This is a genomic window from Marinifilum fragile, from assembly GCF_963677365.1.
Classification (GTDB): domain Bacteria; phylum Bacteroidota; class Bacteroidia; order Bacteroidales; family Marinifilaceae; genus Marinifilum; species Marinifilum fragile.
Genome location: NZ_OY781962.1, coordinates 182156 through 197222 on the forward strand (window position 1 = coordinate 182156; position 15067 = coordinate 197222).

General features: G+C 35.1%; 13 protein-coding genes. 11 read left to right on the plus strand and 2 right to left on the minus strand.

Annotated elements, in window-relative coordinates; genetic code table 11:
* Positions 1-8 precede the first annotated feature (8 nt).
* From ACKPCA_RS00665 to ACKPCA_RS00690, 6 genes are all read left to right on the plus strand, one after another.
* Positions 9-1412, plus strand: a complete 1404-nt coding sequence (locus ACKPCA_RS00665; RefSeq protein WP_321280757.1) for a BT_3987 domain-containing protein — start codon at positions 9-11, stop codon at positions 1410-1412.
* A gap of 193 nt (positions 1413-1605) precedes the next feature.
* A complete protein-coding gene (locus ACKPCA_RS00670) occupies positions 1606-2565 on the plus strand; it encodes a hypothetical protein (protein ID WP_321280758.1) in 960 nt (319 codons plus the stop codon).
* A gap of 715 nt (positions 2566-3280) precedes the next feature.
* Positions 3281-3790, plus strand: coding sequence for a MarR family winged helix-turn-helix transcriptional regulator (locus ACKPCA_RS00675; protein ID WP_321280759.1), 510 nt, complete (start codon positions 3281-3283; stop codon positions 3788-3790).
* A gap of 450 nt (positions 3791-4240) precedes the next feature.
* Positions 4241-5404 (plus strand): hypothetical protein, encoded by a 1164-nt coding sequence (locus tag ACKPCA_RS00680; RefSeq protein WP_321280760.1) that lies wholly within the window; start codon positions 4241-4243, stop codon positions 5402-5404.
* Between the two features lie 29 nt (positions 5405-5433).
* The gene (locus ACKPCA_RS00685) at positions 5434-7038 is read left to right on the plus strand and encodes a BCCT family transporter (RefSeq protein ID WP_321280761.1); all 1605 of its coding nucleotides are present in this window, start codon (positions 5434-5436) and stop codon (positions 7036-7038) included.
* A gap of 71 nt (positions 7039-7109) precedes the next feature.
* The gene (locus tag ACKPCA_RS00690) at positions 7110-7952 is read left to right on the plus strand and encodes a tetratricopeptide repeat protein (protein WP_321280762.1); all 843 of its coding nucleotides are present in this window, start codon (positions 7110-7112) and stop codon (positions 7950-7952) included.
* 477 nt (positions 7953-8429) lie between these two features.
* Here ACKPCA_RS00690 and ACKPCA_RS00695 read toward each other — a convergent pair whose 3' ends face one another.
* Positions 8430-8576, minus strand: a complete 147-nt coding sequence (locus ACKPCA_RS00695; RefSeq protein ID WP_321280764.1) for a hypothetical protein — start codon at positions 8574-8576, stop codon at positions 8430-8432.
* A gap of 236 nt (positions 8577-8812) precedes the next feature.
* Here ACKPCA_RS00695 and ACKPCA_RS00700 point away from each other — a divergent pair, with 236 nt between their 5' ends.
* The 5 genes from ACKPCA_RS00700 to ACKPCA_RS00720 all read left to right on the plus strand — a co-directional run bounded on the left by ACKPCA_RS00700 (position 8813) and on the right by ACKPCA_RS00720 (position 14194).
* Positions 8813-9253, plus strand: a complete 441-nt coding sequence (locus ACKPCA_RS00700) for a GNAT family N-acetyltransferase (protein ID WP_321280766.1) — start codon at positions 8813-8815, stop codon at positions 9251-9253.
* Positions 9254-9259: 6 nt separating this feature from the next.
* Complete coding sequence (locus ACKPCA_RS00705; RefSeq protein ID WP_321280767.1) at positions 9260-10333, plus strand: alanine/ornithine racemase family PLP-dependent enzyme; 1074 nt, start codon at positions 9260-9262, stop codon at positions 10331-10333.
* Positions 10334-10360: 27 nt separating this feature from the next.
* Positions 10361-10549, plus strand: coding sequence for a hypothetical protein (locus ACKPCA_RS00710; protein ID WP_054718556.1), 189 nt, complete (start codon positions 10361-10363; stop codon positions 10547-10549).
* Positions 10550-10888: 339 nt separating this feature from the next.
* Positions 10889-11482, plus strand: coding sequence for a hypothetical protein (locus tag ACKPCA_RS00715; protein ID WP_321280769.1), 594 nt, complete (start codon positions 10889-10891; stop codon positions 11480-11482).
* Between the two features lie 210 nt (positions 11483-11692).
* The gene (locus ACKPCA_RS00720) at positions 11693-14194 is read left to right on the plus strand and encodes a beta-mannosidase (protein ID WP_321280770.1); all 2502 of its coding nucleotides are present in this window, start codon (positions 11693-11695) and stop codon (positions 14192-14194) included.
* Between the two features lie 75 nt (positions 14195-14269).
* Here ACKPCA_RS00720 and ACKPCA_RS00725 read toward each other — a convergent pair whose 3' ends face one another.
* Positions 14270-14980, minus strand: coding sequence for a response regulator transcription factor (locus ACKPCA_RS00725; protein ID WP_321280771.1), 711 nt, complete (start codon positions 14978-14980; stop codon positions 14270-14272).
* Between the last annotated feature and the right edge of the window lie 87 nt (positions 14981-15067).

A 15067-nucleotide genomic window follows, 5' to 3' on the forward strand; every position in this document is an offset into this window, starting at 1 on the left:
ACTGAAAAATGATGAAATACAACATATCATTCAAAAGAAATTTAATGCTTGCTGCTGTGTTGACAGTAATGGGCATGTTTACCGCCTGTGATGATAGCATTGACGTGACAAGTGTTGACGAAAACCAATACACGACAAGCACCGATGCAATAGGCTACCTAGTTGACAATACCGGAAAACGAGAAACTTCATTGGTAGAATTTCGCAATCAAGGCCAGGCAGAAATCTATTTGGCATCCTCAAAAAATACCGAAACAGATGTTGTGGCCAATTTGAAATTTGATGCAGAAGTACTTGATGCTTATAATGACGAAAATAACTCAGACTATGAGTTGTTTCCAGTTGATTTGGTAAGCTTTGAAAGTGATTTTCAATTGAGCAAGGGAAGTAACAAGTCTGGAAAAACATTGGTTCAATTTACAACATCAGATGCCTTAAGTGCTGAGAAGACCTATGTAATTCCAGTTCGTGTGGTGGTAAAATCAGGTAATATTAAATTATCAGAAAAAGAATCGGTTTATCTGATTTTTGTAAAGGATTTAAGCACAATTCCTACCGCTGATAAAGCCAATGGTATCAAAATCATCAGTTGTATGGAAGTGAACGATACCAACCCATTAAACAACCTGTGTTTTACGCTTAAAGAGAGTGGCAAACCTTTAATTGATATCGTCATTCTTTTCTCGGCGAACATTAATTACAATAACGAAACGGGTAAGGTATATGTATACAACAATCCAAATGTTCAGCACATTTTAGACAACAGAGAGAAGTATTTAAAACCATTGCAGGACAGAGGGATGAAGATCGTACTGGGTATTTTAGGAAATCATGACCGTGCTGGAGTATCTAATTTAGCAGATGAAACGGCTAAAGTATTTGCTCAGGAGTTAAAGGTGGTATGTGACTCTTACCATTTGGATGGAATCTTTGTTGATGACGAGTATTCGGCATATCAAAATCCGGTTCCTCCAGGGTTTGTTGCTCCTTCATCGGCTGCAGCATCACGTTTGTGCTACGAAGCCAAACAAGCTATGCCTGATAGATTAGTATGCGCTTATGCTTATGGTTCAACAAGTTCTTTGCCTGAGATTGACGGACACCAATCAGGTGAGTTTGTTGATTACGGTATTCATGATTATGGCAGAAGTTCAGATTTAAGTTCTAATTATCCGGGAATGCCGAAATCTAGAATGGCTCTATATTCACAGGAATTTAGCCGTGGTTACTGGGCCTCAGATTCTGATTTGGAGAGCATGAGAAACGATGGTTATGGTTCACACATGATTTTTGCAATGGATCCTTATCGAAATAATTTCGATCGTCAGAAACAAGCAATGGAAAGTATCGCCAGTAAGTTGTTCGATGATGAATTGGTTTACGATGAGAAGCCATATAAAAAAGACTGGTAGACTTAAATAAGGAATTTATTTGACCCTTTTTTAAGCAGATTGATATTGTTTAAGTTTTCTCCCAACGAAGAACGGTTGGGGGAAGCTTTTAAAATTTAATGATGAATCTATGAAACAAGCCGAATGGCAATTTCAATATACAATGGAATGAAAGGTTTTATAGAGTGAAATTGAAAATCTTAAATTAAAACAAATGAAATTACGAAATAAACTGTTGTTATTGCTAGTTATGGTGTTGCCTTTAGGCTTTGCCGCTTGCGATGATGACGACGATGATGCTGATGTGCAGCCAACAGAAGAAGTTGCGGAATTGATTCTTGAGAAATCATCAATAGATGTGGAAGTTGATGATACAGGTACAGTGAAAATTACACAGGGTGGAGGAGAATACCATGTGTTTTCTTCTAATCCTGATGTTGTTGCAGTGGAGCTGGAAGGCAATCTGGTAAAATTGAGTGCTTTATCAAGAGGAAGAACATCTGTAATTATCTCTGATAAAAACAGCCAATACAAAGAATTGGGCGTAGTTGCTTTCTATGATGTACTTGAGATTGAAACATCAGAAATAAATGTTAAAATGCCATTGGGACATTCCAAAACCGCTAGAATTCCAATTACAAAAGGTAATGGGGGCTATGAGGTGAGTGTTGAAAGTGAAATTGTTTCGGCAACAATTGAAAATGATAGTGAAATTGTACTTGTAGCTACAAAAGAAGGAAAGGCAACAATTACATTGACCGATTCTTATGGTTTAACATTGGATATTCCGGTAACAATTAGTACAACTACAATTCCTTACGATGATAAAGAATTGGAAGCCATTAAAGCTGATGATACCAATCGTTATGAATTTAACGGAGTTCGTATTGGACACCCAGCTTATAGTGACGTAAATACAATTGAAGACGGTGTAAATGTATATGGATTAGATTATAGAGGATTCTACTTTTATAAGGTTTACTTTTCTGGAGATAAAGAAGTTGGAGTGAAAACGGATGGTAGATTAGATATTAATTATCACAATCCGAGAATTACACTTAATGAACCATGTGATTTAGAAATCATCAAGAATGACGGAACCAAAATATGGGTGGTTTATTCGTATATAAAAGACGAAAAACTGAATTTTGGTCATTTCTGTCAGGATATTTAATCTCGATAATAATATTTACACAGATGTATAATTATTTGTGTATCCGCTAAAATGAACACAAGGGCAATTGTACTTTATCCGATTGCCCTTGATAATCTGTTTTTGCATTAAAAAACAACAATCTGCTATTGGGTTTTATGCACCTGATATAGAATCGTATTGCCTTAATTGTAGCATGTTTAATAAGATGAAGTATAAGTAAATCTGTGATATAGGTTCATTTCAAAAGAAGAAATTTAATTTTCAATTGGTATGAATCTGTAAAGAAAAAGTACTAAAGTTTGTTTTAGTAAGTGGCAATATGATTGTTAAAAAGAGACTCAAGATATGACTCCGGTTCAGATTAGAATCGTGAGCAAAGAAACTAAAATTAGATAATAGCATGTCTAGATTTAGTACAATTATACAATGAAAAAAGGCAGAGTGAACGAGTAGAAGTAGTATAACTACTCGTACTCTGCTCTTTTTGACCCATCAGCATAAATTATTAAAGCTATAATTCTAATATGAGATGTATTCTACTCCTGGGGTTACCCTATTGGCATCTCAAAGAGCTAACTTCTACAGGTGTTTGATATTCATTAATTTTCTTTCAAAACAACATTTCTGTTTGCAGTATGCTAAAAAATTGAAGCCTTACAATAAGTAGTAGTCATTAATTGTGCAGGATTGCTTACTTTTGTAATCAAATCAGCGTCTCTAACATTAGATTTATATGGATTACAAGAATATTATTATTAAAATCAGACGAATTGTTCGATCGATTAATCTGGAGTCTAAAAAGATTCAGAAGGATCATGGGGTAAGTATTCCGCAGATTTTATGTCTGGAGTATTTAAAGAGTTCACCAAGTTACCAGGCTACTCAAAAATCTATCCGTGCCCATTTAAACCTAAATTCAAGTACAGTCACAGGAATTATCGGACGACTTGAGAAAAAGGGGTTTCTTGCTCGTTTGCCAAAAGCTGGAGATCGAAGAACTACGGTAATTGCCTTGACATCCACGGGAGATCAATTGTTAAAGAATACGCCAGATTTATTGCAGCAGAGGTTAGCTGTAAAGTTGAAGAAGGTTCCTGATTCAGATTTGCAAAGAATTGAAGAGACTCTGGAAATTCTTGTAAATATGCTTGAGATTGAAGAATTGGAGGCTTCTCCTGTACTTACCGCCGAGGATTTTATTAAGGAAGAACTGAATTCGGAAGAAGAGAACATAGATTTATAGAAGAAAATTAGGATATAAATACTGAGCCATCATGAATATGATGGCTTTTTTTGTGCTCACAAGTTTAGGAGATTTGAAGCTTTTTCTTTACGTGTCTTGCCAATCTTTAAAATGCCAATTGGAATAAAAATCAGATTGGTTCTATTCCAATGTCTCTATAAATCATGCATACCAATAGGATATGTAGAATGGTTTTTATGCGAATTAATTAATGTTGATGAAAGTAAATAATTTAAATTGAATAAACCGCTTAGGTCTAAGGTGTGCATAAATACAGGGGTTTGTGCTTGTTTAAGGGATTCTGTATTGTATGTTATTTAGCAAATGTGTTGTGTAGAAATAAAATTTCTTCTAGATTTGTCGCGCAGAAACTAAATCTGTGCTATTTGTTCTTTATTTCATATGGTCAAGAGATCGGTAGTTGAGGATTGGAAAAGGAAAACTTGAATTATGAAAGAAAATCTCTTAAGAAGATTTAAATTGATATTGGCATTGATAGTGATTGCTAATGTTGCGCAAGCTCAAAAGATAAAGGATGTTAAGATAGGAGGAGCCCTCCGGTTTAATTTCAGATACAAAAACTGGGATGAAAATAACAAGGACGTAGGTGGGGATGCTGTTCTTGATGTTTTTCGTTTGAATGCCAAAGCAAGGTATGAAAAATTATACATGGATGCTGAATATCGTTTCTATCCATCAGAATTTGGTGGAGGTATGTTGCATCATGGATTTATAGGATATAATTTTAATGACAATTCACATCTGGAATTGGGAGTGCATCAAGTTCCATTTGGAATTCAACCATTTGCTTCGCACTCATGGTTTTTTAATCTTCCTTACTACGTGGGATTGGAAGATGATTACGATACCGGGCTAAAGTATGTGTTCGATACGAACAAGTGGAATTTTGCCTTTGCGTTTTACAAGAATGCCGAAGGAGGAAGGGCTTGGACAACTTTTTCAAACGGATCGCAAGGAAATGCCGTGGATTTGGCAAGATACTCTTACGATTTGGCTGGTGATAATGAAGAGAATGGTCAGTTCAACTTTCGTGCTGCCCGTAAATTCAATAATCAGGAAGTAGGTTTTTCGGCACAGTTGGCTCGATACAGAAATCATGTAAAAGATAAAAATTACCACTACAATGCCTTCGCGCTTCATTATCATGGTCGTTTTCTTGAAAAAGAGAGATTGGATGTGAAGTTTGAGTTAACCCGATACGATTATAAGGGTGCCGATAATGATTTGATTAAGATGGCTGCCTATAATTATACCTACGATATTGCCAGCGAAGCAATCATTATATGTGGAGGTGTTGCCTATACGATACCTGTGGAGTGGGGACCAATTGAGTCGCTGCAAGTGTATGACAATTACAATTACATGAAAAAGGGTAATTCCCAATTTAACGACACTCAAATGAATGTACTGGGAGTGATGGTGAAAGCTGGTCCGATTTATACTTATATCGATTATGCATCGGGTAAAAATCAGGACTGGTTAGGTCCATGGGGTGCATTTGGTGAATCGGCCGATGCTTATGGTTTCGGCCGAGGAGCTGCGAATCCCGAGTGGCACTCTTGGTTTAATGTGAATGTAGGATATTACTTCTAAAAGTTACTGTAAAAACGAATATTATTGATATGGGATTAAAAAGAAGAATTGATAAAATAAATGATAAGATAAAATCGGTATCAATTGCTGCAGATGAAGAAAAGGTATATGTTCGTTCAGACCGTAAATCTTTTTTAGGAATAAAGGCCAATGGTACTGTGTTTGTATCCTCTTTTTTGGTAGTATTTGCATTAGTTACCACTACTTTAATTGTAGGAAAACCAATGGCAACATGGTTCTCAAATACACAGACTGTTTTATCTAATAGTGTGGGGTGGCTGTTCATTTTGTTAATGAATGTATTCCTTGGATTTGCTTTATTTCTTGGATTTGGTAAATACGGAAAAATCCGTTTAGGTGGTCCTGAAGCAAAACCTGAATTTAAAATGACATCATGGTTTGCCATGTTATTTAGTGCAGGAATGGGAATTGGTTTATTGTTTTGGGGAGTTGCCGAACCAATTTTTCACTTCGATAATAATCCTTTTGCGATGAAAGGTGTTGCTTCTGCAAAATCAGCTATGGGGGTTACCTTTTTGCATTGGGGATTTCATGCTTGGGGGGTGTATGCTATTGTGGGATTAGCTCTTGCGTATTTTACATTCAATAAAAAATTGCCACTTACCATTCGCTCCATCTTTTATCCATTGTTTGGTGAGAAAATTTATGGACCTATTGGTGATATTATCGATATTGTATCAGTCATCGCTACTCTATTTGGCCTGGCTACCTCTTTAGGTTTTGGTGTGCAACAGGTAAATGCAGGTTTAACCTATTTGTTTGATGTGGAGTATGGAGTAACCTGGCAAATTGGGTTGATTGTGGTGATTACCTTGTTTGCGACTCTTTCACTGGTTATGGGTCTTGATAAAGGGATTCGACGATTAAGTGAGATCAACTTGCGCCTGGCACTTATATTATTATTGTTTGTGTTGTTGATTGGTCCAACTGCATTCTTATTGAAAACATTTGTTCAGAATTTAGGCTATTACCTAAGTAACTTTATGGAATTAAGTTTTTGGACAGAATCCTATATTGGTGTAAAGAAAGGTACTCATTGGCAAAATTCATGGACCATATTCTATTGGGCATGGTGGATAGCATGGTCGCCGTTTGTTGGTATTTTCATTGCTCGAATCTCTAAAGGAAGAACCATTCGCGAATTTGTTTTGGGAGTGCTGTTTGTGCCTGCATTGTTGACCTTTTTATGGATTTCAGTATTCGGAGGAAGTGCCATTTATCAGGAATTGCTTGGAAATACTCAGATATCGGAAGCGGTTAACGCCAATATTGCTACGGCAATATACCATTTGTTGGAGCAGTATCCCTTTCCATTTATATCTTCTTTGCTAACGGTTATTTTGGTAGCATGTTTCTTTGTTACTTCATCTGATAGTGGGTCGATGGTGGTTGATACGCTAACATCCGGAGGAAAGCTGGATGCTCCTGTTGGGCAAAAAATATTTTGGGCCTCAATGGAAGGCTTAATTGCAATTATATTGCTGATCGGTGGGGGGCTAGCTGCCTTGCAAACTGCAACGATATTAACTGGTTTACCTTTTGCAATACTGCTTCTGGTATTATGCTATAGTTTGCTAAAGTCTTTAAAAAAGGATTATGGTGTAAAAAATTAAAAGGCAGTAAAATGATTCTAAAATGTTAATGTTCAGAGTTTATTGATTAGAGTTGACTTGTTTGAAAAGCTATGAAGAATTTATTTTTATTAATTGTTTTGTTTGTTTCTTTTAGTGCAATAGCCGAAGAAAAAGTGGTTAAGGTTGATTCGCTTGAGCAGCCTATGTTTAAGCCATTCATAGAAAGATACATATTAGATGAATTAAAAAGTTTGAGACAAGAAAACCTTGAACTAAAAAAATATGTAGCTGAGAAGTTGGCAGAAGTAAAACTTGAGTCATCAGATCGGGCAATAAACTATACGACAAGTACCATAAATAATATTTTCTATATAATTACTGCAGCGGCATCATTGCTTGTATTGCTAGGCTGGAAATCTCTAAGTGACATTAAAAAGACAATTAAAAAAGATACTGGAGCTAAAATTCAACAACTTACAGCTGATTATGAAAAGCGATTGAATGCAATAGAAAACCAAGCAAAGGAAAGGTCGGAGATTATAGTAGATACACAAAAGAAAATAAGTACGACAAACTCGATTCATTCTTTATGGATGAGAGCTGGGATTGAGAAAAGTGAGGAAGAGAAGATTTCTATTTATGATGAGATATTAGATATAAATCCAAGTGATATAGAAGCTATGACCTATAAGGCTGATGCTCTTCTTGAAATTGGAGAGGTTCGATGGGCTCTTAATTTAGCCAATGCTGCAATTGAAAAGGATAGTCAATATGCATTGGCCTATTGGCAAAGAGCGTGTGCTTATGCTCATTTAGAAAAAGATAATGATGCTATAAAGGATATTGAAAAAGCGATAGAGTTATCTGATGCATTTGTAGATGAGTTGGATAAGGAGGTTCACTTTAAAAAATTAAGAGGTAATGATAAATTTGAGTTGATATTAAATAATTAAAGACTCACATATCAAATGTATTTGGATTGATTATTATTAAGATTCGTTAAAATATTAAAGTGTTGTAAATCTGGTTTTTCTTGTTATATCATTTCAGATATAATTTTCATATTGGCTTTGTAAGTCAAGATAAAAAAAAGAGGTCTAACGACCTCTTTTTTTTATTTCACATTCTTTAGTATCAATAGTGTGAAGAATGAAATGTTGATTGAAAATGAGATTAATATGTAAAAGAAATGAATGTCAAGATTAATGGGATGTAAATTGTAAACGATATGATTTCTAAAAATTAATATACTAATTAAGAGAAATGTAAATGCTATTAAAACTCCTAACGGTTTTAGTTTGAAAATTACTTGTGTTATTACAATTAAGCACAAAATGATACTAGTTAGGATGCTGCAATTACCGTTAATGATTCCATAATAAAGAATACAAATACAGAGATAAATTTCAGGAATGTTTTTAATGATTTGTTTAAAGTTTTTCATTCTGCTTTGAAGAAGAACTCTGAGGTTCGTTTGTAGTCTTTTTCTTTGTCGAATTATTCTTTTTTACATTCTGATCTTTTTTCCACTTTTTCCAAAGTATGTCTTTATAAATTAATCCTAAATGATAGCTCATTGGTCATGAATTTTGTGAAAATTGTTCTGTAGAAACAAAATACATACAAGAAATTAAATATACAAATTTTCCGAAGTAATATAAAAAGTGTGTGTGTGTCGAATAATACCTATATTCAAAGAGTTAAATGTGTTTTAGAGGCTTTGTTTCAAGTCGGAGACTTTTAGTGTATATTTTGCCTACGTGATTTGAATTGTTATATTTGTTGTGTAGAAACAAAATTTAAAGATATAAGTATGATTACAATTAAACTTATGACCTCCTTTCTTCGTCCTGATGGTTATGAAAAGAAAGAGCTGTTAAATTTTCTGTATGAGCATCTGGAAGAATACGGAGATGACAAGGCAGATATTGAAAAAGCTATGCAATATGCATTAAAAGAAACACCATCGATGGGCGGATTTATTCTGTCTGCAAAATTAGATAATAAAATTGTTGGATCTGTGGTGGTAAATAGGACTGGAATGGAAGGGTATATCCCTGAAAACATACTTGTATATATTGCTACCCATAAGGGATACAGAGGCAAGGGGATTGGTAAGAAACTTATGGAAGAAACCATAAAGATTGCAAAAGGTTCAATCGCTTTACATGTTGAACCAAATAATCCTGCAAAGCATTTGTATGAAAAAATGGGCTTTGAGAATAAATACCTTGAAATGAGATTCACAAAATAAAGTGTCATGGCATTTGTAACTCTTAATATTTCAAAACTGCAAGAAAATTACTGCTATTTAGATAAGTTGTTTAAAGAAAATGGCATTAAATGGACTGTGGTTTCAAAATTGTTGTGTGGAAACAAATTATTTTTAGAAAATCTAATTTCCTTAGGAATAAAGAGTCTTTGTGATTCAAGAGTCTCTAATCTAAAAATGATTAAAAAATTAGATCCTAACATTGAGACCATATATATAAAACCTCCTCCAAAGTTATCTGTGAGTGAAATTATTAAATATGCAGATGTTAGTGTGAACACTGAGTTAAAAACCATAGACTTACTCTCTAAAGAGGCTTTAAAACAGAATAAAAAGCATAAAATCATTATCATGATCGAAATGGGAGAGCTAAGAGAAGGTGTGATGCGTGAAGATTTTATCGACTTTTACAAGAAGGTGTTTGAATTGCCAAATATTGAAGTTGTAGGTATCGGCACAAATCTTACTTGTTTAAATGGTGTATTACCTAACGAGGACAAATTAATACAGCTTAGCTTATACCGCCAGTTGATAGAGGCCATGTTTAATAAGAAAATTCCTTTGGTTTCTGGAGGGGCTTCAGTAACCATTCCTCTTTTAATTCATGAAATTTTGCCGAAAGGAATAAACCATTTTAGGGTCGGAGAATCCTTGTTCATGGGGACTGATGTTTACAACGATACAGCGCTTGAAGGATTACATACTGATGTCTTTAAATTGTATGCTGAAATAATTGAGTTAATAGAGAAACCAATGGTTCCTGCTGGTGAGTTGGGTACAAATCTTGAAGGTGAAAGTCTTACAGTAGAGGTAGATCAGATGGGTGAGACATCTTATCGGGCCATTATCGATTTGGGGATGTTGGATGTTGATAGTAAACACATTACTCCAAAGGATCATTCACTTGAACTTGTGGGGGCTAGCTCCGATATGTTGGTGGTTGACTTGGGGGATAATATTAACAAGTATAAAGTAGGTGGTTTGATTGAGTTTACTATGGATTATATGGGTGTGCTGCGAATTATGTCTTCGCGATATATCGAAAAAAAGGTTATTGAGTAAGTCGCCTATTGTAAAAGTGTATTGTAAATGAGAAGTAATAAAATATTGGAAGAAGAAATAATGGAATTTGTTCGTTTGAATCAACCTGTTGGTTTAGGGCATATTTTAGCAGGTTTGAATTTGTCACATTATTCAGGTGCAAAAATTGTTTTAGAACTAATTCAGAAAGAGAAGTTAAAATATTCAGATATGGGAAAGCGTATCATGATTAAATAGTAAAAGCTAATTAATTTCGACAAGAGTTGTTTTTAGGTAATAGAGATGTAGCAAGTCAATAGTTCCCATGTTATAGAGGTTTATTCTCAATTGCTTAAAAATGCGCAACGTCATCAGGTTTCTGGTGACGTTGTTTAATTATTAGAATTATATTGAATCGTAGATTATACTTTTAAAAAGGTATAAATGATAGTATTTGTGTCCAATTTATAGATTTTATGCATTTGATTAATAGTATGATCTTTTCATGCATAAACAATAAAAATGGAAGTCTAAAGAGAAATTTAATTTGGATTTTAAATATGCTACCTTTTGCTATTTTTGAGTAAAAATTACGGCATGTCAGAATTATTTGAAATAACACATTCAGCACCCATTCCCGAGATATTCTATTCGGAGAAGGAGGAGAAACAATTCACTGAGTGTACCATTTGTGGTAAGAATTTAGCTGATGGTAACGAATTGTATTTGATTGAGAAGGCATTTGAAAAAAAGCCAGGTTCTGATAAGCCACAATTGGTTTTTGAGTTGGCTTGCTGTATGGATTGCCGACAGGAAATGCATGATTCGCTGTCAGAAGAATCGAATGAGAAAATTGCTGCCTATTTTGAAGCCAACAGTAGGGTGGAAGAAAGAGATAAAGAGTTGAAAAAGCATGATTTGATGGATGCTGATATTTGGCTGAACAATTGTATTGTGAAAAATAAGGCTATGGATGAGGTAAATGAATATCAGATTTATGCTCTGTGTTGGAAGGATGAAATGGTTTTTCATCAGATGCCTTTTATGCTTTGCGGAGATACCATTGATGATATCATGAATTTATTGTCCAATAAAAGTCTGGATATTATCAATGATCTAACTGCCGATTTAATTGATTTACCTCCCGAATATGGAGAGCTATTCAGAGATAAAAAAGTGCTGTTTATATAGACGGTGCATACACAGCGCCAGGATAATGACCGATGAATTGTAAGACTTACAAGTTTACAATTCATCGGTTTCTTTTTTCTGTTTATTTTAGTGCATGAATTCCAAAAGCCAAAGCCAAACAATAAAAACAAACTTATGTCTCTACGATGTATTGTAGTATTTACTGTCCTGATTTTTCTTCTGGGCTGTAAATCACAAAATCAAAACTCAATGATTGTGAAAGAGTTGAACTCCAGTTGGGAGTTTTCTGAAAAGGATTCGATAAATTGGATGCCTGCCGAAGTGCCAGGCTGTGTACATACAGACCTGATTGAAAATAAGAAAATAAAAGACCCTTTTTATCGATTAAATGAGCATGATTTGCAATGGATCGATAAAAAGGATTGGCTTTATAAAACAGAATTTGATCTGGATCAGAAAGTTTTGAGCAAGGATAGAATTGTCATTGATTTTAAAGGTATTGATACCTATGCCGATGTTTACCTGAATGATCAGAAAGTACTTTCGGCAGATAACATGTTTCGGGAGTGGACAGTTGATGTAAAGAAATATCTGAAAGTAGGAAAGAACAAACTGAAAATTGAGTTTAAATCGCCAATCAGAGAAGGGCTGAAGTTTTATGATGCAAATGGATTTGTCTATCCTGGTGCGGAGAATGATCAGGCTAAATTGGGACAGGTTGAAGGAAACAAAAGAGTAAGCATTTACACTCGTAAAGCAGGCTATCATTATGGATGGGATTGGGGACCACGTTTGGTAAGTAGTGGCATTTGGCGTCCTGTCTATCTTAAAGCATGGGACAATGCAAGAATTCATGATTTACAGATCGTGCAAAATAAAGTGAACGATGATATTGCCAATTTTACTGCGATTCTTGAATTGGAGTCTAAGGACGAAGTGTTGGCCGATATTTTGATTCAAAATGAAGGAGAAGAATTAGCTGTTACAGAAGTTCATTTGAGAAAGGGAATTCATAAATACGAATTGAATTTTGATATTGAAAACCCAAAACTTTGGTGGCCTAATGGTTTGGGAGATCAAAACCTATATCATATCAAGGTGCAGGTAAATGTTAATGGAAAAATAGAGGAAGCAAGTCGCAGAATTGGTATTCGAACGGTAGAAGTAGTTCGTGAGAAGGACGAAAAAGGAACTTCTTTCTATTTCAAAGTTAATGGGGTGCCAGTATTTATGAAAGGAGCCAATTACATACCTAATGACATTTTCCCATCCCGGGTTAGTAAGGAGCAACTTGAAAAGGTGATTCATACTGCCAAAACTTCCAATATGAACATGCTTAGAGTTTGGGGAGGTGGTTATTACGAAGATGATTTGTTTTATGACTTATGTGATGAGGCAGGAATATTGGTCTGGCAGGATTTCATGTTTGCCTGTGCAATGTATCCGGGTAATCAGGACTTCTTGGACAATATAAGACTTGAGGCAAGAGATAACATCAAAAGACTCAGAAATCATCCAAGTATTGCACTTTGGTGTGGAAACAACGAAATTTTGGTTGCCTGGAACAATTGGGGTTGGAAAAGACAAGTGAAAGAACAAGGTGAGGAGGTAAGTGCTAAAGTTTGGAAAGCCTACGCCGATATCTTTCATGAAGTATTGCCTAAAGCAGTGGAAGCATATGATTCATCAAGATTTTACTGGAGTTCAAGTCCTTCTTCAGGAACAGGAATAAAGCCGGATTTAATCAATGGTGATGATCATTACTGGGGAGTATGGTGGGGAAAAGAACCATTTGAAACCTATGCCACACATATTGCTCGCTTTATGAGCGAATATGGTTTTCAATCTTTCCCTCAGATGAAATCGGTTAGAAAATATGCCGAGCCTGAGGATTACGATATCTATTCAGAGGTAATGAAGTCGCACCAGCGATCGTCGATAGGGAACGAAACCATTGAATATTACATGCTAAAAGATTACAAGAAGCCCAAGGATTTTGAATCATTCCTGTATGTGAATCATGTGTTGCAAGCCGAAGGAATTAAATTTGCATTGGAAGGTCACCGAAGAGCCATGCCATACTGTATGGGAAGCTTGTACTGGCAGATTAATGATTGCTGGCCTGTGGCTTCATGGAGTTCTACTGATTATTACCAGGAATGGAAAGCTCTACAATACTATGTGAAAAAAGGCTTTGAACCTTTGTTAGTTTCTCCTTATGCCGAAAATGACAGTATTAAGCTAGCTGTGGTAAATGACCATCAGAAAGAAATCAAAGCCAAACTAATCATGAGAGTGCTTGATTTTTCAGGGAAAGAAAACTGGTCGGAAATCAAAGATATTGTCATTCGTAAAAATTCAAGCGAAGTTTTCTTTGCGCAGGAGCTTAAATCATTCTTACAGAACAGAAAGCCCGACAAGGAAATGTTTTTGGTTGAATTGCAAATGGGTGAAGAAGTAGTGGCGAGGAATACCTTATATTTTAAGTCGGTGAAAGATCTCAAATTGCCTAAGCCAAATGTGGAGTACACAATTGTTAAAGAAGAAAAAAACTACGAAATAAACATATCATCGGATGCGTTGGCCAAGAATGTATTTTTGACCCTTGGTGATGAAGATGGATTCTTTTCTGATAATTATTTCGATGTATTGGCCGGTGAATCTGTAAACATCAAGTTGGAAACTGAATTATCACTGGAAGAAATCAAGAAAGTGATTCAGCTTAGAACACTTGACTCTACCTTTGAATAGAAATTCAATCTATTGTTATAAAAGAAGGAGTACCTATTTCTAGAGTACTCCTTTTTGTATTTTTTGAAAAGTTGTTTATTTCACCAAAAACAAATATCCTCTCCCGCGTAAGGTTTGAATTTCAATATTATCATCTTCGCCAAAGTAGTTTCGAAGCTTTTTAATGTACACATCAAGATTACGGGAATTGAAGAATGAATCGTCTCCCCAAACCTGCATTAAAATGTCTTTTCGTTCCACAACCTTACTTCCCATTTCGGTTAATTTTTTTAGCAATTCGCCTTCGCGATTTGACAGATTAATGGTTTTTGAAGGAGTGATTAATTCATATCTTTTAGGAAAATAGGTGTAAGTTCCTAATTTAATTTCATCAAGCTCAATTTTTTGCTCTTTTACAGTTTCTTTGTTTTCTCCAATGCCATGTAGCTTTAATTGGTTATCAATTCGAATCACCAACTCTTCTATGCTAAAAGGCTTGCGGATATAATCGGTACCGCCAGCTTCAAAACCTTTTACAAGATCTGGAGTTTCAGTTTTGGCAGTAAGAAAAATGATTGGAAGAGCTGGAAATTTGGATCTGATGTGCTCGCAAAGTTGGTAACCATCAACATTTGGCAGCATGATATCCAGAACGCAAATATCAGGAGTAAAATCATGAAATTTCGACATTACATGGGCTCCATCTGTTACCCAAATGATATCAAATCCTTTTAAAATTAAAGAGTCGTAAACAATTTGCCCTAAATTAGGTTCATCTTCAACGTAAAGTATTTTGGTTTTATTCATGTTGATCTTAGCTAGAGTGCCTTGCAAGATAAGAAATGTAAGAAGATAATAGGAATTTGATTTTGTTAATAATGCTTAAATATCAGT